The sequence below is a fragment of the Sphingomonas sp. Leaf67 genome, from assembly GCF_001421965.1.
Lineage (GTDB): Bacteria > Pseudomonadota > Alphaproteobacteria > Sphingomonadales > Sphingomonadaceae > Sphingomonas.
Map to the genome: position 1 here is coordinate 64,671 of NZ_LMLP01000012.1, position 17,099 is coordinate 81,769.

Genomic DNA, 17,099 nt, shown 5'->3' on the forward strand with positions numbered 1-17,099 from the left:
AGCAGTTTCGAGCCTGTCGAGAAGCAAACGGGTGCGGGAAGAGATCAGGGCAGGCTCAAACCCGCCCGCCCAAAACCCTTGCGAACAGCCCCAGCATCCACCCCGTCGTCGTCACGAACAACGCCGGATCATAGCGCGGCCCCTCATCGCGCAGGAACGCATGCTGCGCATTCACCTCATGCCATTCATAGACCGTAGCTGCCGCTTCCAGCGCCTCGCGAATCGCCTGCCGCCCGGCATAGGGCACATGCGGGTCCTGCCGCCCCCACACGAACAGCATCTCGCCCGCGATCTCGCCGATCCGCGCCAGACTGTCGTCACAGCGTCCAGCGCCCAGCGTCGCAGAATGGATATCGGTCGGATAGAAACACGCCGCCGCCGCCACGCGGGGATCGAGCGCGGCGCGATAGGCGAGGTGCCCGCCAAGGCACACGCCCGCCACCCCGATCCGCCCCGAACACGCCGGATGGCTGCTCAGAAAATCGAGGACCAGCGCCGCATCGGCATCGAACCCCGCCACCGGCTTGGCGAACTTCAGATCGTTGCCGCGATCGGTGCCCGGCTTGTCGTACGCCAGCACCGTGCCGGGTGCCTCATATTCATGATAGACCTCCGGCACCGCGACGACATAGCCGTGCCCCGCGATGAACGCCGCCAGCCGCCGGATCGGTGCGGTCACCTGATAGATTTCGGAATAGAGCACCACCCCCGGAAACCGTCCTTCCGCCACCGGGCGAAAGACATGGGTCCGCATCACCCCGCCGTCGGTGGTGGGAAGGTCGGCAAATTCGTCGTTGCGCAGGATCATGACCGCGCCGTGCCGCCTGCGGGATCGACTGACAAGGGGGGAACGGGATCGCCCGGCGAGGCCGTCACCAGTTCCAGACGCTGCGGCACCGTGCCCATCTCGATCCCTTCCGCCCGGAACCGTGTGAGCAGGTCGAGCAGGATGTTGCTGCGCGCCCGATACGCGGCGCGCGGCGATTCGACATGCCCGAAACAGTTGAACGCGATGCGGTCATTGACGATCGCGTCGATGAACGCGGCGGGGGCCGGATCGGTCAGCACCGCCGCTTCCCGCGCGAACGCATCCATCACCAGTTGCTGGACCGCCGCCGCATCGACGTTGATCGGGACCGAAAACTGCACCTGTATCCGCCCCAGCGGGCTGGCCAGCGTCTTGTTGAGCACCGATTTGGTGATGAGTTCGGAATTGGGCACGATCAGCGTCGAATGATCGGCGAGCGTGATCTCGGTCGATCGCACGCTGATCCGCTTCACATCGCCTTCGTCGGTGCCGACGCGGATCAGATCACCGATCTTGATCGGCCGTTCGGCGAGCAGGATCAGGCCCGACACGAAATTCTGGGTGATCGCCTGCAAGCCGAACCCGATGCCGACCGACAGCGCCGAAAGCAGCAGCGCGATCCGCTCGACCCCGATGCCCAGCGACGCCAGTGCCCAGATCACCGCCAGCGCGATCCCGACATAGCGCGCGACGAGGCTGACCGAATTGCGTCCGCTGCCATCCAGTTCGGTGGCGGGAAGATACCGCCCCTCCAGCCAGCGCATGAACCCGCGCACCAGCGTCAGGCCGATCGCCAGCACCAGCACCGATCGCAGGATCGCGCCGGGGGAGATCGTAACGCCGCCGACCTGCACCCCGCGCGCCAGATCGCCCAGCCGCGTCAGGATATCGGCTACCCCGCTGCCGCCGAACGGCAACAGCCACAATGCCAGCGCCAGCACCGCCAGCAGCACCCGCAGCACCCCCGACAGCAGCACCCCGAACTGGTCGACCGTGCCGCCGCGCAGCCCCAGTCCGCGGGTCAGCGCAAGGCCGAGCGGACTCGACCGTTCGAACACCGTCGTCGCAACATCGTCGATCGCGGCCAGCGCCAGATAGACCGCCGCACCCAGCACCAGCGTCCACGCCGCCATCTGCCCGACCGACAGGCCGAACCCGATATACCCCGCCGCCAATGCCAGCAGCGCGACGCCCGCGACGCACCATGCGAACAACGTGACGGCCGCCAATCCGGTACGCGCCGGCGCATCCTCGCCCGCGCTCGCCTCCGCCCGCAACCGGCCGATCGCGAACAACGCCGCTGCGATCAACAGGATATGCGCCAGCGCCAGCACGGCGGCGGTCGCGGTCCGCGCGGCGGCACTGGTCCCGATCGCGCTGTGCCCGGCATCGATCGCGATTGCGAAGCCGGCGAGCAGCGCCAGCAGGAACGAATAGGGTCGCAGCCGCGCCGCGACCGCATCGCCGATCGGTGCGATCCGCCAGCTCGGGCTGCCCCGCATCAGCACCGCGCCCAGCACCGAACTGGTGAAGCCGGTAAAACCGATCGCCACCAGCCACTGATCGAGCATCGCGCTCCAGCTCGGCGCGACCAGCCCGGCCCAGCGCAGCCCGGCCAGCACCGCCACGGCGGCGAGCAGCGGCGCGAGCGTACCGACGAAGACCCGGCCCAGCGCATTGGCCGATCGTCGTACCCGCCGCCCGGGCGCACCCTCGATCAACAGCCGCTGGCCGACCCGTCCGGCCGCCAGCCGCGCCGGTCCCAGCAAGAGGATGGCGATGGCGAACCCCAGCAACGCTAGCCACATCCGCCCCGGCGTGGCGGCGGCAACCGTGCCGACCTCGGCGGCGACGAACCGCTCGATCCGATGCGCATCGCGCGGCACCGCACGGAATATCGCGCTCCAGAAGGTCGGGGTCAGCGGCGAAGCACCGTGACCGAACCATTTCTGGCTGATCTCCGCCGCCTGTCCTTCCTGGATCTCGTCGATCAACTGCTGTGCCTCGACCGACAACAGTTTGGCGCGCTTCGTCGCCGAATCGATCGTGGTCCGCTGCCGCGCAAGCGCGGTCCGCTCGCTGCGGATCGCGGGATCTTCGCCCGATGCCGCCGGCCCCAGCTGCGCCAGCCGCGCATCGATCCGCGCCAGATCGCCGGTCAGTTGCTGCGCGGCGTCGAGGGTCGTCGCCCGCACCGCCTGCGCCCGCGCACGCAGCGCGGTGCGGTCGCCCTGTTCCAGCTTCGTGTCGAGCGCCCCGTCGACCAGCCCCAATTCGCTGGCCGCACCGTCGAGCCGGGTGGTCACATCGCCGGCCGTCTGCGCCAGCGCCGGGATCGCCGTCACCATCAGCAGCAACGACAGCAGGGTTCGCAACATTGCCATCATTCCCCCGGCCTATCGCCATCGCGCCGCCGGGACAATCGCGACGCTTCCCCCTCACGCGGACAGGCTGTAGATGGCCGGATGCTTCGCATCACCGAACTCAAACTGCCCCTCAATCACCCGGAAGAGGCGCTGACGGCCGCGATCCGCGATCGGTTGCGGATCACCCCGCGCGACCTGATCCGGTACACCGTCGCGCGCAAGGCGCATGATGCGCGCGACAAGGATGATATCCAGCTCGTCTATTCGGTCGACGTCACGGTCCGCAACGAAGCACCGGTGCTGGCGCGCGTTCGCCGCGACCGTAACATCGGCCCTACGCCTGATACCGGCTACCGCTTCGTCACGAGGGCACCCGCCGATTATGCCGGACCCCGCCCGATCGTCGTCGGCGCCGGGCCGTGCGGGCTGTTCGCCGGGCTGATCCTTGCGCAAATGGGGTTCCGTCCGATCATCCTCGAACGCGGCAAGGTTGTGCGGCAGCGGACGCAGGATACCTGGGGCCTGTGGCGGCGCAGCGAGCTGAACCCCGAATCGAACGTGCAGTTCGGCGAAGGGGGCGCCGGCACCTTTTCCGACGGCAAATTGTGGAGCCAGATCAAAGACCCGCGCCATCTGGGTCGCAAGGTGCTGACCGAATTCGTCAAGGCTGGGGCGCCCGAGGAAATCCTGACCGAGGCGCATCCGCATATCGGCACCTTCCGCCTCGTCACCATGGTCGAATCGATGCGCGCGACCGTCGAGGAACTTGGCGGCGAATATCGATTCTCGCACCGCGTCGACGATATCGAACTGGAGGAGGCGGCCGACGGCACCCGGCGGCTGACCGGCCTGAAGCTGTCGACGGGCGAGACGCTGGCGACCGACGCCCCCGTCGTGCTGGCACTCGGCCACAGCGCCCGCGATACCTTTCACATGCTCCACGATCGCGGTGTGTTTCTCGAACCCAAGCCGTTTTCGATCGGCGTGCGCGTCGAACATCCGCAAAGCTGGATCGATCAGGCACGCTTCGGGGCCTGCGCCGGCCATCCCGATCTGGGTGCCGCCGCCTATACGCTGTCGCACCACTGCACCAATGCGCGCACCGTCTACAGTTTCTGCATGTGTCCGGGCGGCACCGTCGTCGCTGCGACCTCCGAACCCGGCCGCGTCGCGACCAACGGCATGAGCCAGTATTCGCGCAACGAACGCAACGCCAATTCGGGCATCGTCGTCGGCATCGATCCGGCGCGCGATTATCCGGGGCATCCGCTGGCGGGCATCGCGCTGCAACGCCATTGGGAGGAACGCGCCTATGCGGCGGGCGGTGGCGACTATCGCGCGCCGGCGCAGCTGATCGGCGACTTCCTCGCAGGCCGGCCGTCGACCGCGCTGCGTAGCGTCGTGCCGTCCTATCGTCCGGGCGTGCACCTGACCGATCTGGCCGAATGCCTGCCCGATTTCGTCGTAGCAGCGATGCGCGAGGCGCTGGTCGCGTTCGGCCGTACGATTCCGGGATATGACCATCCCGATGCGGTGATGACCGGGGTGGAGACCCGGACCTCGTCGCCGGTGCGGATTGTGCGGGGGGATGACTTTCAAAGCCTCAACACCGTCAACCTCTTCCCGGCCGGCGAAGGGGCCGGCTATGCCGGTGGCATCCTGTCGGCGGCGGTCGATGGCATCAAGGTCGCGGAGGCGGTCGGCCGCGCCCTGACCGGCAAATAGGTCAGGCGATCGGCACGACCGGCGCGGCGGCCGACAGCAACAGGGCGGAGACGAAGAACGCGGCGAAGGCGGCGGCGAACTGCTGGCGAAGGTCGAGGCGGATCATGGTGGTAACTCCCTGCTTGCCGTGCGAACCATCTCGCCGGCGATGCCCACAGCGTTGCAGGGGTCGTGCCAGTTCTTTATCTAACTGATTTGTATCGGTTTTATCGGAAGGTTTTGGAAGAGCGCCGCTACATTGGCGCAATTTCCGCCAGCAGTTAGCCGGTTTCGCCAACCATTTGGTCCCGGCCGCCACGTTTCGCCGCGTAGAGCAGCTGGTCCGCCCGGCCAACGCCGTCGACGATCGTCTCGCCGGGCCGCAACGTCACCAGACCGGCCGACATCGTGACGCCCTCGATCACCGTATCGGTCTCGCGCAGGCGGTAGCGGCGCGCACCGACCGCACGGCGCGCCCGTTCGAGCATGTCGAATGCCGTCGCCCGGTCGACGCCGCCGATCAGCAACGCGAATTCCTCCCCGCCATAGCGTGCGACCAGATGCCCGGCACATTCGCGGTCCAGCGTCGCCGCAATCGCCTTCAGCACGCGGTCGCCGACCGGATGGCCGTATTGATCGTTGACCGACTTGAAGTGATCGACGTCGCACAGCGCGACATGGAACGGGCCGTCGTCGCGATCGGTCGACGCCGATTCGAAGGCGCGACGATTGGGCAGTTCGGTCAGCGGATCGCGCCGGGCATCCTCATGCGCTACGGCCAGTTCCTGCCGCAACGCGCTCGCCTCGCGCGTCGCCTGTGCCAGCCGCGTTTCGGCGATATCGACCCGTGCCCGCATCGACGCAGTGATCCGCGCGAGTTCGGCGATCGCCGAGACGACATCGGTCCCCGGCACGGCGCTGAGCGCATCGGCACTGGCCGCCAGATCGCGACCGAAATCGCGGGTTTCGTTATGGATTGCCGACACCATCGATTCGAATCCGGCGACCTGCCGCTGGGTTTCGGCGGCCCGTTCGGCGTCGGCGCTGTCGGCAGGGGCCGGTTCGACCGGGGCGGGGGCCGGATCGGCGGGATTGAAAGACCGCGTACCCGGTTCGATGGCGTTGCCCAGCATCTCGACCTCGCCGCTGCTCAGACGAAAGCCGCCATCGGTCCGCCGTGCGACCTCGCGGGCAAGGGCCCCTGCCGGGTCGCTCATCACCCGATAGGCAAAGGTATAGTTGACGGGCGTGGGTTCGAGCCGCTGGTCTTCGAGGAAAGTGAGGATCGCACGAACCAGGCCGTTGCCGGCCGGGGTCACGCTACCGATTCTTTCCATATACACCGCGCATTTCCCTCCGCCCACGAAACCGTGGACAGAAGGAATATGCTGCCTTTGCTAAGATCGGGTTGCCCGCCGATTCACGATTGATGCACGATTAACATCCCGTACGCGGTTCGCCTCAGCGCGGCGCGGCGAGGCCGCGTACCGCCGCCAGCGTGGTGCGGACATGGTCGGCAGGGTTCATGTCCGAATGGACGAAGGCGATCCGGCCATCGCGGCCAATGACATAGCTGGTGCGCGTGGTCATCGTGCGCGCCTTGCCATCGGCGGCGGCGGGGCGGTTGAGCGCGACGTCGAAGCCCTGGATCACGCGCGGTCCCGCGCTGGCGACGGCGAAACGGCCGGCGCAATGCTCGTTCGAAAACGCCTGCAGTTTATCGATCGGGTCGGCCGACATGCCGATCACGGTCGCGCCCGCCGCCTTGAACTGATCGACCGAATCGGCAAACGCCTTCGCCTCGGCATTGCAACCGCCGGTGAACGCCGCGGGGAAGAAGTACAGAACCACCGGTCCCTTGCGCAGCTGCGACCGCAGGTTGAGCGTGAACGCCTTGCCGGCGATCGCCGCCCGGGTGGTGAAATCGGGTGCCTTCGCACCGGGCGCGAGCGCGGCGGAGAGCGGCGCGGCAAAGGGCAGGGTCAGGGCAGCGGCAAGCAGGGCGATACGCATCGGGCGGTTCCTTGGTCGAAAGGTCGTCGTGAGAACGGGGTATGCTAACGCGTGAAAGCGATGCCTAGACGCGCGCTCGAGCTGCGCCGACGATAATCGTCGATCGCCTCGCCGTAACCGCTGAACGCCTGTCCGAAAACGTACAGTCCGGTGCCGCCACCGATCCGGGTGAGCGGATAGGAGGCGAACACCTCGCCCGCGCGTCGCCTGCCCGCCGGATTGCGCAGCGAGGCGGCGATGCGCAGGCCATCGGTCTGTCCGATCGCGGCCCCTAGCGACCAGTTGCCCCAATAGCGGTCAAGATCGCGATAGCCGGTGCCGACATAGGTCCACAGCTTCGGCGTTACCTCGACGCGCCAGCCATTGCCGATCGGCACCGCGTAGCTGGCCGAGGCGAACAGGCGGTTCACGTCGATCGATCCGGCGTCACGCCCGTTCGAATCATGGGCATAGCCGACCGCACCGACGATATCGTCGCGCAGCGCGCGCTGATAATAGACTTCGGGGCTGTAGGTGGTGGAACGGAACGGCCCGGACGGCTGGTCGATCGCCCAGAACATCGTTTGCGTCCATGCCAGGCGCACCCCGTCGAGCGCGCCGGCACCCTCGAACGGGCGGACCGCGAGGCTGAATTGCAGCTTCGCCCCGTCCGATCCGAGGCCGAACACGCCGTAGATCGGCGCATGTGGTTCGAACCGGTCGAGAAAGCCCGATGTTGCACCTGCCGCCGTTGCAACGGTCGACTCGCCGCCCGGCATGGTCGCCGGCGCGGCTGGCGCGACCTGCGCGACCGCAGACGGGGCGACCCGGTAGCGCAGCGCCTGAAACCCACCCGGCGCGACGGTGGCTGCCGTCGGTTCGGCTGGCACGATCCGCAACCGGGCACCGTCGCCGGTAACGACCGTCATTTCGGTCGGTACCACTTCGACCGCTTCACCGCCTTCGTTGAGCGCGAATACCTGTACCCCGGCCTCCGCCGCGGCGACCGAAGCGGGCGGTTCGGCAACGATTCGAACTTGTGGCGGGGCGGCGAGCAGCAGGGCGAGCGCGATCATGGGCCATCTGTGCCAGCCATTTGCGACAACCGCGAGCATCGTTTGCGCTTTGCCCGCTCCACCGCCTATCTGACGGTTCGCAATGCAAAGGCCCATCATGCCCGTCACCGCCACCGACCTGACCCTTGCCGCGCACCTGGCCGATGCCGCCGGTGCCGCGATCCGCCCGCGCTTCCGCAGCGACTATGGCCTCGAAATCAAGGAGGACGCCTCGCCGGTGACGCTCGCCGATCGCGAGGCGGAGGCGGCGATGCGCATTCTGATCGAGCGCGAACGGCCCTCGGACGGTATTCAGGGCGAGGAATATGGCGTCCGCGACGGGACCAGCGGGCGGGTATGGGTGCTCGACCCGATCGACGGCACCCGCTCGTTCATCGCCGGACGGCCGATCTTCGGCACGCTGATCGCGCTGGTCGAGGATGGCTGGCCGGTGCTGGGCGTCATCGACCAGCCGATCATCGGCGAACGCTGGATCGGGGCGGTCGGGCGCGGCACGACCTTCAACGGGCAACCGGCCCGGACCCGTCGCTGCCGCGACCTGGCCGACGCATTGCTGGCGACGACCAGCCCGGCACTGTTCGACGACGGGCAGCTGCACGGCTTCGAACATGTCGAGGCAAAGGTGCGCTCGACCGTGCTGGGCGGCGATTGCTATTCCTATGGCACGCTGGCGTCGGGACATATCGACGTGGTGGTCGAGGCCGGTTTGAAGCTGCACGATTTCGCCGCGCTGGTACCGGTGGTCGAGGGCGCGGGCGGCACGATGAGCGACTGGTCGGGCGATCCGCTGCACGCCGGCAGCATCGGCGAGGTGATCGCGCTGGGCGACGCCGCGCGGCTGGAGGATGTCGTCGAACTGCTCGCCTGTCGCGGCCGGTAACGCGCTTTCCACGCAACCCGGGGCGGACCGCATCGTTGAGAGCGGCATCACCCCGCCAGCGAAGGAAATTGTCATGGGTCTGTTTTCAAAGGATATCGCGACGCTCGACGATCTGTTCGTCCACCAGCTTCAGGACATTTTCTACGCCGAGAACCAGATTACCAAGGCGCTGCCGAAGATGATCGCCAAGGCGACCGATCCCGAACTGAAGGCCGGGTTCGAACGCCATCTGGCCGAAACCGAAGGGCAGATCCGCCGGCTGGAACAGGTGTTCGAGCTGCACGGCGCAACCAGGAAGGCGGTGACCTGCCCGGCGATCGACGGCATCATCAAGGAAGCGAACGAGGTTGCCGGCGAGATTGCCGACAAAAAGGTGCTCGACGCCGCCCTTATAGCGTCGGCGCAGGCGGTCGAGCATTATGAGATCACCCGCTATGGCACGCTGATCGCATGGGCGCGGCAGCTGGGCCGGGAGGATATCGCCGCGCTGCTCGCCGAAACGCTGGCGGAAGAACGCGCCACCGACGAGAAGCTTACGTCGATGGCCGAGCACAAGGTCAACGCGCAGGCCGAACTCGCCGAGGCATGATGCGCGCGGGGCGGCATTTTGCCGCCCCGTTCGTTGAAGACCCGTTTGGAACGCGCGGAAGGGCGCGTTTCGAAGCGGAGTGTCAGTTGGTCGGTGCCGACAGGATGGTGCGCGGCTTGCGGGTGCAATATTGCTGCGATCCCAGCAGCCCGCATTGCCGCCCGTCCTGCTTCAATCCATCGGCCTTTCGGTCGAACGCCGGTTCGTCGCTGTCGCCCAGCCGGAAGCGCTGGTTGCGCCGTTCCGGACATCCGAGCGCGCGCGGCGTGACCGCACAATCGACGGGTTCGGCCACGTTCAGTTTCGTCACCACCGGCGCCGATTGCAGGACCAGCGCGAACAACAGCGTCATCGACATGGCACGCTCCCCGAAAAACCTGAACTTCCGAACCCGTTGTCAGCGCTTTGGTTGCCTATTTCGCCAGCGGCCGGGGCGCGGCGATACTGCCACCGCGCCGGGTGGACGCGGTTACGCCGACGAACCCGCAGCCCTGCAGAAACGCAGCCGTCCCGCAGGACGGTTGCGGTACCGCCAGCAACCGTTCGCGCTCGCCCAGCGCATCGACCGCACGGGGGTCGCCGTCGGCCGGCGGCGTCGACAGCGGTACGCGAAACCGGTCGGCGTTACGCCTGGCGCACACCACGATTTCGTCGGTATCGGCATCGGCGCGACAGGCCTGCGCAACCTGCGTCAGGCTGCGCGCCCGCGCGATCATCGCCGCCGCCCGGCCATCGTCCTGCACCATCGCCAGCAACACCACCCATGCCGTCATGCCCATGCCTCCCCGAAGCGAACGACACACCTATCGAACGATGCAGCTTGCCGGGCAAGGGTCGGTCGCCTATCGCCTGTTTAATATGTTTAACAGCTCGGAGCTTCGCCGTATGCAGCCTGTCAGCAACACGCTCGATCGTGTCCTCGTGCTCGAGATGGTGCGCGTCACCGAAGCGGCGGCGATCGCCGCATCGACGCTGGTCGGGCGGGGCGATGAAAAGGCTGCCGACGCCGCCGCTGTCGAGGCGATGCGCGCCGCGCTGAACGAACTCGACATGGACGGCACCGTCGTGATCGGCGAGGGCGAGCGCGACGAAGCGCCGATGCTGTTCATCGGCGAGAAGGTGGGCACCGGCACCGGCCCCGAAATCGACATCGCGCTCGACCCGCTGGAGGGAACCACGATCTGCGCCACCGCCGGTCCGAACAGTCTGGCCGTGCTGGCGATCGCGGAAAAGGGCGGGCTGCTGAACGCCCCCGACGTCTATATGGACAAGATCGCATGCGGTCCGGGCTATCCCGACGGCGTCATCGACCTCGACCGATCGCCGACCGAGAATGTGACGGCGGTGGCCACGGCCAAGGGCGTCGATCCGCACGACATCATCGTCTGCGTTCTCGACCGCCCGCGTCACGCCGCGCTGATCGCCGAATTGCGGTCGGTCGGCTGCGGCGTGATGCTGATCGGCGACGGCGACGTGGCGGGCGTGATCGCGACCAGCGATCCCGACACCACGATCGACCTGTATATGGGATCGGGCGGCGCGCCGGAGGGCGTGCTGGCGGCAGCGGCGCTGCGCTGTGTCGGCGGGCAGTTCAAGGGCCGGCTGCTGTTCCGCAACGACGACGAACGCGCGCGTGCCGCCAAATGGGGCGTCACCGACCTCGACAAGCAGTACGACCTGACCGAACTGGCGCGCGGCGACTGCATCTTCGCGGCGACCGGTGTGACCGACGGTTCGCTGCTCGCCGGCGTCAAGCGGCTGAAGGGCAAGATGACCACCGAAAGCGTCGTGATGCGCGCCAGTTCGGGCACGGTCCGCTGGGTGAAGGGCGAACACCGGCTGTAACCGCCCGGACCGGACGCGATGAACGCGGCGCAACCCATGGGTTCACGCCGCGTTCAATGCGCCGATCCTAATCCGGCCCCCATGATACGGAGATTCCCCATCCGCCCGCTCGCTCTCGCCGTCGCCCTTGCCGCCCCGGTCGCGTTGTATGCGCAGGCACCGCAGAACGATCTCGCCTCGGTTCAGCGGCATCTGTCGGCGACGCAGACGATGACCGCCGATTTCAGCCAGACCGATCGCAACGGCCGCGTGCTGACCGGGCAGCTGACGCTCAAGAAACCGGGCAAGATCCGCTTTCAGTATCAAAAGGGCGTGCCGATCCTGCTCGTGTCGGATGGCAAATCGCTCTACTTCCTCGACTATCAGGTCGGGCAGAAGCAGCGCTGGCCGATCGGCAATTCGCCGCTCGGCATCCTGCTGAACCCCGAACGCGACGCATCGAAATTCGCGCGCGTCGTGCCGTCGAACGATCCGCGCATCGTCAGCGTCGAGGCCTATGACCCGAAACGCCCCGAATATGGCCGGATCACGATGGTGTTCGCGCGCCAGCCGTCCGCCCCCGCCGGGCTGATGCTGCAGGGCTGGGTCGCGCTCGACGCGCAGGCGAACCGGACGACGGTCCGCCTGACGAACCAGAAGTTCAACGTCCCGGTCGCCGACAACGCGTTCCGGTTCAACGAACCCAGCCGTCCGCGGCGATAGGCGCACCGTCGCGGCCGACCTGTTCCACCGCAAACCGATTCGCGAGCGGCTGGCGATGCCGATACCGGCGAATGGCGCGCGGCCTGCTCCATTTGCCGCCGCTCAACGCATATGTCCGGTATTTTTAGAAAATTACAGAATGCGTTCATGTTGGCGACAGGTTCGCAGCCCTAAGGCTGATCTCGCGGTGTTGGAGCGCGTCCGGGATTTTCCCCCCTGTTGCCCGGGTCTTCAACGCCCGCCTGCGTAACGAACGCCAGGTCGGCCCTCGCTCCATGCCCCCGGAGCGGGGGCCTTTCCATGTCTGGCGCCGGCGCGGGGGCGAGGATACAGGCTGCATCATGGACACGCTTTCGGTCGCTTCGTGGAACATCAACTCGGTCCGCTTCCGCATGGACATCGTCGAGCAATTCCTGCGCGAGGCGCAGCCTGATGTGCTCTGCCTTCAGGAAACCAAGGTCGAGAATCGCGACTTTCCCTACGAACCGCTGCGGCGGCTGGGCTATACGCATATCGCGATCAACGGGCAGCGGATGCACCACGGCGTCGCGGTGATCTCGAAAGTGCCGTTGGCCGAGGATGACCGGCTCGACTGGCAGGCCAATGGCGAGGCGCGGCATCTGGGCGTGCGGCTGGCCAACGGGCTCAGGATCGAGAATGTCTATATCCCCGCCGGGGGCGACGTGCCCGACCGCGCGGTGAACCCCAAATTCGGCCAGAAGCTCGATTTTCTCGAACGCATGATCGAATGGTCGCACGGCCTGTCGGGCATCCCGACGCTGCTGGTCGGCGATTTCAACGTCGCCCCGCTCGAAAGCGATGTGTGGAGCCACAAGCAATTGCTCGACGTGGTCAGCCATACGCCGATCGAGGTCGCGACGCTGGCGCGGTTGCAGGCGGCGAACGACTGGGTCGATCTGGGCCGCCAGTTCGTACCGGCACCGCAGCGGCTCTATACCTGGTGGAGTTATCGCGCGAAGGATTGGGCGGCGTCGGATCGCGGACGGCGGCTCGACCATATGTGGGCCAGCCGCGACGTCGCGGCAAAGGCGGTCGCGCACCGCGTCCATGAACCGTGCCGCAGCTGGCTGAAGCCCAGCGACCATATCCCGATCGTCACGGAGTTCGCGTTTTGAGCGAGACCCGCGACGTCGCCCGCGCGATCGACGCGCTGCGCCGCGGCTGGCCGATCGCGATCGTCGCGCCGGGCGAGCCGGCGCTGACGCTGCTGCCGATCGAAACCGCCGATCCCGAGCGGCTGGCGCGGTTCGATCCCGATGGCACCGGCCATATCCTGTTGTCGTTCGGGCGGGCCGAAACGCTGCGGATCGTCAACCAGCGTGCCGCCGCCCAGCCCGATCATCCGGTGGCGATCCGGCGCGAGGCATGGACCGATTTCGCCGCCGCGACGGCGCTGGCCGACCCGCAACTCGACCTTGCCACGCCGATGAAGGGGCCGTTTCGTAGCATCGACGTCGCCGCGCCGGTCGCCGCTACCGCCGCGCTGCGCCTCGCCCGGGTGGCGGGCCTGCTGCCCGCCTTCGTCGCGGGCGGTACCGGCGCAGAGGTGACGATCACCCCGCAAGCGATCGACGCGCATGAGGATGCCAATCGGCTGGCGATCGTCACCCGCGCGCGACTGCCGGTGGCGGGGGCGGAGGACAGCGAGATCGTCGCATTCCGCACGCCCGATGCTGCCGGCGAGCATGTCGCACTGCTCATCGGTCAGCCCGATGGACGCCCGCCCCTGGTCCGGCTGCACAGCGAATGCCTGACCGGGGATGTGCTGGGCAGCCTGAAATGCGATTGCGGGCCGCAGCTCCATGCCGCGATCCATGCCATTGCCGATGCGAACTGGGGTATCCTGCTGTATCTGCGACAGGAGGGACGCGGGATCGGACTGGTCAACAAGTTGCGGGCCTATGCGCTGCAGGATCAGGGGTTCGACACCGTCGACGCCAATACCCGGCTGGGCTTTGCCATCGATGCGCGCGATTTCGGCGTCGCGGGACGGATGCTGGCGCTGCTCGGGCAGCGGCAGATCCGGTTGCTGACCAACAACCCGGCCAAGGTCGCGGGGCTGGAAGCGACGGGTATCACCGTGATCGAACGGGTTGCGCACCACCTGCCGGCTAATCCGCATAACGCGCGCTATCTGGCGACCAAGCGCGACCGGACCGGGCACCAGCTATAGGGCGGACCTACCTGCTCTCCGACTGGAGATAGGCGATCAGGTCGGCGCGCTCCATCGGGTCGCGGACGCCGGCAAACGCCATCCGCGTCCCCGGCACCACCCGCGACGGCGCGGCGAGCCACGCATCCATGCGCGCCGCGTCCCAGCGGCCGCCATGGTCGATCAACGCCTGAGTGTATCCGAAGCGCGCGTCGCCAGCGACCTTGCGCCCCATGATGCCATGGAGATTGGGTCCGGCCAGCGCCTGCCGCCCCGCCCCGATCGTATGGCACGCGGCGCATTGGCCAAAGGCACGACGCCCCGCACCGGCATCGGCATAAGCGAGCAACCCTGTCAGACCGGCGTTCGGCCCTGCCGCGCGCAGCCGCCCGGCACGATCGGCATCGCCGCCGCCGCACGCCGTCAGGAACGCCGTCAGAAACAGGGCAGGGAACAGCCCGCGCATCAGCGATTCCGCCGCAACGTCCGCCACGCGACCCGCTGCAACGCCTTGGCAATGGCGGGCGTCAGACCGAGGTCGCGGGCGGCGCGCTCGTCAGGGCCCAGCCGCCGCACGTCATAGCCGGTGACCCGGCCGAAGATGGCCAGCGCCTCCAGATAATAGCCGGCGGTGCTGCCATGATAGTGATCGTCGGCCCATAGCCCGATCTTGCCCGGATCGATCCCGTCATACGGGTTGGCGTCGGCCAGCCCGCTGGCGATCGCGTCGTTCCACGCGCTGCCGACCGGGATCGTGCCGGCGATGCCCGGCACCGTCCTTGCCACCTGCCGGTTCGCCGCCGCCAGATCGTTCGCCATCGCCGCGATCGGCTTGCCCGACCAGCGGCTGCCGGGGCGATAGGTCAGATCGGCGCGCGACCAGGTTTCGACCAGCTTTACCTGCGCCTGGGGGTTGCGGGCATGGACCAGCGCCGCCAGCTTGCCCGCCGCTTCGCCGTGGCGGGTGGCGTCACCCGGCCGCCGGGCGTCGAGCGTCGAATAGCCCTGCAGGATCACCACGTCCCAGCGCCGGTCGATCGCACCGCGCCGGTTGGCATAGTGATAGGCCAGATCCTTGCCCGGCGAGGTTTCGAGCGCGACGGTCCAGTCCAGCCCGGCCTGTTCGGCAAAGGCACGGAACAGCGCGGGCACCCCGCCGATCCTGTCGTCGTTCAGGTCGGTGACGCTGTCGGGGCGATAGCGTTCGACCGGCGATCCGGCACCGAAGGTGAAGCTGTTGCCGATGAACAGGATGTCGCGGGCAATTGCCGGGGCAGTCGCCAGCGACATGGCGGTCAGGGTCAGGAGCAGACGGATCATGCCGCTTCCTACCCCAGCCGCCGGCCCCCGCCCACCCCGCGTCAGGCGAGGGTTACCGCTGCGGCGAATTCCGTACGCAGATCCTCGATCGTCGCTTCGAGATGGCGGGTGAGTACGGTGCGCACCGCCACCCCGTCCCGCGCCAGCCACGCGTCGAGCAGCGCGCGATGCTCGACATAGGCGCGGTCGCCACGTCCGGCGGGACGCAGATGGGCGACGACATAGCGTTCGGCCAACACCGACAAACGCTGCACCAGATCGATCGTCAGATCGCGCCCGTTCGCCGCCACCAGGGCGGCGTGAAACGCGCGGTTGCGCGCCGCCGCCTCCAGCAGGTCGCGGGCCGGCGCGCCGTCCAGCCGCTCGAACGCATCGATCACCGCCGCGCGCCGCAGTTCGTCGGCGTGGATCGCGGCATAGGCGGCAGCACCCGGCTCCACCGCCAGACGCAGCTCGTAGATTTCCTCGGCCTGCAACGCCGACATCGGCCGCACGGTATAGCCGCGATTGGCCTGTCCGGCGACCAGTCCTTCCTGTTCCAGCCGGGCCAGCGCCTCACGCAGCGGGATCTTGCTGACGCCCAGTTCGCTGGCCAGCGCATCCTGACGAATCGCAAAGGTTTCGGGCAGCGCACCGCTGACGATTCGTTCGCGCACGATTTCAAACACGCGATCGGACAGGGTTCGGACGACGATAGTCACGCTGCATTCCTTTGCAATGCGGTCCGTTGCCGGATGGCGGGGAGAATCCCCGTCATCCGGGCATCCAAAAGTCGTACATATTCAAAAATGTGCCCGGCAATCAATCTTTTCGTGACAACGGTTACCGTCAATCCGCATCACGAACGCATGGCACGGTCGGTCGCATCGCCGCTTGTGGTGCCGACGGTGACGTGGAACCACGATGGCGATGGCCACTCCGCGTTTCACCCTGTTGCTTGCGATCCTGTTCCTGTCGGCGTGTATCGGTGGCGACCGTCCCGACCCCACGCCGCCGCCACGACCGATCGCGCCGCGCCCGGCGGGGCCGATCACGTTGTCGGGGCAGACGCCGCGCGACACGCAGCAATGTTTCGCGGACCTGTCGCGTGCCGAGGTCCGGTTCAGCCCCCTGCCCGATCGCGACTACGGATCGGGCTGCATCGTGCTGGGCGCGGTGCAGTTGCTCGACATCGGCACGCCGATCAACGGGCTGAAGGCGATACGCTGTCCGGCGGCGCGGGCGCTGACCGGCTGGGTCCGCCACGGCGTCCGTCCGGCGGCGCGGCAACTGCTGGGCAGCGACGTGACGCGAATCGACAGCTATGGCACCTATGTCTGCCGGGGCATCGTCGGTGGCGGCAGTCGCGCGGCGGGGCGCGTGTCCGAACATGGTCTCGCCAATGCGATCGACATCGGCAGTTTCGTGCTGGCGGACGGCCGCCGCATCTCGATCGAGCGCGACTGGAACAGCCCCGACCCGCAGGTCCGCGATTTCCTGCGCATCGTCCATCGCTCGGCCTGCAAGCGCTTCGTCACCACGCTCGGTCCCGACTATAACGCGGCGCACGCCAACCATTTTCATTTCGACATGGGCGGGCGACCGCTATGCCGGTGACGCAACCCGCTTGCCGCTGTTTGCGGACGTGCCTAAATTCATCCGCCT

The 17,099-nt window shown here is 67.5% G+C and carries 18 protein-coding genes; 8 read left to right on the forward strand and 10 right to left on the reverse strand.

All coding sequences use genetic code 11. The features are described from left to right. Positions 1-55 precede the first annotated feature (55 nt). Positions 56-808 carry a dienelactone hydrolase family protein gene (locus ASE90_RS07970; protein ID WP_055998648.1) on the reverse strand — a complete coding sequence of 251 codons (753 nt, stop codon included), beginning with the start codon at positions 806-808 and terminating at the stop codon, positions 56-58. Next, a complete protein-coding gene (locus tag ASE90_RS07975) occupies positions 805-3,186 on the reverse strand; it encodes a DUF3772 domain-containing protein (RefSeq protein ID WP_321163776.1) in 2,382 nt (793 codons plus the stop codon). The genes ASE90_RS07970 and ASE90_RS07975 overlap by 4 nt, the downstream gene beginning before the upstream one ends. A gap of 87 nt (positions 3,187-3,273) precedes the next feature. Here ASE90_RS07975 and ASE90_RS07980 point away from each other — a divergent pair, with 87 nt between their 5' ends. After that, the gene (locus ASE90_RS07980; RefSeq protein ID WP_055998652.1) at positions 3,274-4,899 is read left to right on the forward strand and encodes an NAD(P)/FAD-dependent oxidoreductase; all 1,626 of its coding nucleotides are present in this window, start codon (positions 3,274-3,276) and stop codon (positions 4,897-4,899) included. Between the two features lie 260 nt (positions 4,900-5,159). Here the strand turns inward: ASE90_RS07980 and ASE90_RS07985 are convergent, their stop codons facing one another. The 3 genes from ASE90_RS07985 to ASE90_RS07995 form a co-directional block, all read right to left on the reverse strand. Further along, a complete protein-coding gene (locus tag ASE90_RS07985; RefSeq protein WP_055998654.1) occupies positions 5,160-6,215 on the reverse strand; it encodes a GGDEF domain-containing protein in 1,056 nt (351 codons plus the stop codon). Between the two features lie 124 nt (positions 6,216-6,339). Then, complete coding sequence (locus ASE90_RS07990; RefSeq protein ID WP_055998657.1) at positions 6,340-6,891, reverse strand: peroxiredoxin; 552 nt, start codon at positions 6,889-6,891, stop codon at positions 6,340-6,342. Positions 6,892-6,935: 44 nt separating this feature from the next. Beyond that, positions 6,936-7,946, reverse strand: coding sequence for a phospholipase A (locus ASE90_RS07995; RefSeq protein WP_055998659.1), 1,011 nt, complete (start codon positions 7,944-7,946; stop codon positions 6,936-6,938). A 97-nt stretch (positions 7,947-8,043) separates the two neighbouring features. On the opposite strand from ASE90_RS07995, the gene hisN reads away from it, so the two are divergent. Beyond that, positions 8,044-8,826 carry a histidinol-phosphatase gene (hisN, locus tag ASE90_RS08000; RefSeq protein ID WP_055998661.1) on the forward strand — a complete coding sequence of 261 codons (783 nt, stop codon included), beginning with the start codon at positions 8,044-8,046 and terminating at the stop codon, positions 8,824-8,826. Positions 8,827-8,899: 73 nt separating this feature from the next. Beyond that, positions 8,900-9,415 carry a ferritin-like domain-containing protein gene (locus ASE90_RS08005; protein ID WP_055998663.1) on the forward strand — a complete coding sequence of 172 codons (516 nt, stop codon included), beginning with the start codon at positions 8,900-8,902 and terminating at the stop codon, positions 9,413-9,415. Between the two features lie 82 nt (positions 9,416-9,497). Here the strand turns inward: ASE90_RS08005 and ASE90_RS08010 are convergent, their stop codons facing one another. After that, complete coding sequence (locus ASE90_RS08010; RefSeq protein ID WP_055998665.1) at positions 9,498-9,773, reverse strand: hypothetical protein; 276 nt, start codon at positions 9,771-9,773, stop codon at positions 9,498-9,500. Positions 9,774-9,828: 55 nt separating this feature from the next. Continuing rightward, positions 9,829-10,188, reverse strand: a complete 360-nt coding sequence (locus tag ASE90_RS08015) for a hypothetical protein (RefSeq protein ID WP_156361506.1) — start codon at positions 10,186-10,188, stop codon at positions 9,829-9,831. An 85-nt stretch (positions 10,189-10,273) separates the two neighbouring features. On the opposite strand from ASE90_RS08015, the gene glpX reads away from it, so the two are divergent. From glpX to ribA, 4 genes are all read left to right on the forward strand, one after another. Then, positions 10,274-11,260, forward strand: a complete 987-nt coding sequence (gene glpX, locus ASE90_RS08020; protein ID WP_235531718.1) for a class II fructose-bisphosphatase — start codon at positions 10,274-10,276, stop codon at positions 11,258-11,260. A gap of 81 nt (positions 11,261-11,341) precedes the next feature. Then, positions 11,342-11,962: a LolA family protein gene (locus tag ASE90_RS08025; RefSeq protein ID WP_055998670.1), complete on the forward strand. Its 621-nt coding sequence runs from the start codon at positions 11,342-11,344 to the stop codon at positions 11,960-11,962. A 338-nt stretch (positions 11,963-12,300) separates the two neighbouring features. Further along, a complete protein-coding gene (locus ASE90_RS08030) occupies positions 12,301-13,098 on the forward strand; it encodes an exodeoxyribonuclease III (RefSeq protein WP_200910848.1) in 798 nt (265 codons plus the stop codon). Further along, positions 13,095-14,156 carry a GTP cyclohydrolase II gene (gene ribA, locus ASE90_RS08035; RefSeq protein WP_055998674.1) on the forward strand — a complete coding sequence of 354 codons (1,062 nt, stop codon included), beginning with the start codon at positions 13,095-13,097 and terminating at the stop codon, positions 14,154-14,156. Before ASE90_RS08030 ends, ribA begins: the two co-directional genes overlap by 4 nt. 7 nt (positions 14,157-14,163) lie before the next feature. Here the strand turns inward: ribA and ASE90_RS08040 are convergent, their stop codons facing one another. Genes ASE90_RS08040 through ASE90_RS08050 form a run of 3 tightly spaced genes read right to left on the reverse strand, consistent with a single transcriptional unit; the run spans position 14,164 to position 16,156 of the window. Beyond that, on the reverse strand, positions 14,164-14,601 hold the full coding sequence (locus ASE90_RS08040; RefSeq protein ID WP_055999193.1) for a c-type cytochrome: 438 nt from the start codon (positions 14,599-14,601) through the stop codon (positions 14,164-14,166). After that, entirely contained in the window at positions 14,601-15,455 is an 855-nt protein-coding gene (locus ASE90_RS08045; protein ID WP_055998676.1) for a glycosyl transferase family 1, read from the reverse strand. The genes ASE90_RS08040 and ASE90_RS08045 overlap by 1 nt, the downstream gene beginning before the upstream one ends. Before the next feature lie 41 nt (positions 15,456-15,496). Next, complete coding sequence (locus tag ASE90_RS08050) at positions 15,497-16,156, reverse strand: GntR family transcriptional regulator (RefSeq protein ID WP_055998678.1); 660 nt, start codon at positions 16,154-16,156, stop codon at positions 15,497-15,499. Positions 16,157-16,358: 202 nt separating this feature from the next. Between ASE90_RS08050 and ASE90_RS08055 the strand changes: the two genes are divergently transcribed. Further along, a complete protein-coding gene (locus ASE90_RS08055; RefSeq protein ID WP_321163777.1) occupies positions 16,359-17,051 on the forward strand; it encodes an extensin family protein in 693 nt (230 codons plus the stop codon). Positions 17,052-17,099 lie beyond the last annotated feature (48 nt).

Coding starts and splice junctions, on each gene's coding strand:
- ASE90_RS07970 (WP_055998648.1), bottom strand. CDS start 808: ATGATCCTGCGCAACGACGAATTTGCCGACCTTCCCACCACCGACGGC.
- ASE90_RS07975 (WP_321163776.1), bottom strand. CDS start 3,186: ATGTTGCGAACCCTGCTGTCGTTGCTGCTGATGGTGACGGCGATCCCG.
- ASE90_RS07980 (WP_055998652.1), top strand. CDS start 3,274: ATGCTTCGCATCACCGAACTCAAACTGCCCCTCAATCACCCGGAAGAG.
- ASE90_RS07985 (WP_055998654.1), bottom strand. CDS start 6,215: ATGGAAAGAATCGGTAGCGTGACCCCGGCCGGCAACGGCCTGGTTCGT.
- ASE90_RS07990 (WP_055998657.1), bottom strand. CDS start 6,891: ATGCGTATCGCCCTGCTTGCCGCTGCCCTGACCCTGCCCTTTGCCGCG.
- ASE90_RS07995 (WP_055998659.1), bottom strand. CDS start 7,946: ATGATCGCGCTCGCCCTGCTGCTCGCCGCCCCGCCACAAGTTCGAATC.
- hisN (WP_055998661.1), top strand. CDS start 8,044: ATGCCCGTCACCGCCACCGACCTGACCCTTGCCGCGCACCTGGCCGAT.
- ASE90_RS08005 (WP_055998663.1), top strand. CDS start 8,900: ATGGGTCTGTTTTCAAAGGATATCGCGACGCTCGACGATCTGTTCGTC.
- ASE90_RS08010 (WP_055998665.1), bottom strand. CDS start 9,773: ATGTCGATGACGCTGTTGTTCGCGCTGGTCCTGCAATCGGCGCCGGTG.
- ASE90_RS08015 (WP_156361506.1), bottom strand. CDS start 10,188: ATGACGGCATGGGTGGTGTTGCTGGCGATGGTGCAGGACGATGGCCGG.
- glpX (WP_235531718.1), top strand. CDS start 10,274: ATGTTTAACAGCTCGGAGCTTCGCCGTATGCAGCCTGTCAGCAACACG.
- ASE90_RS08025 (WP_055998670.1), top strand. CDS start 11,342: ATGATACGGAGATTCCCCATCCGCCCGCTCGCTCTCGCCGTCGCCCTT.
- ASE90_RS08040 (WP_055999193.1), bottom strand. CDS start 14,601: ATGCGCGGGCTGTTCCCTGCCCTGTTTCTGACGGCGTTCCTGACGGCG.
- ASE90_RS08045 (WP_055998676.1), bottom strand. CDS start 15,455: ATGATCCGTCTGCTCCTGACCCTGACCGCCATGTCGCTGGCGACTGCC.
- ASE90_RS08055 (WP_321163777.1), top strand. CDS start 16,359: ATGGCGATGGCCACTCCGCGTTTCACCCTGTTGCTTGCGATCCTGTTC.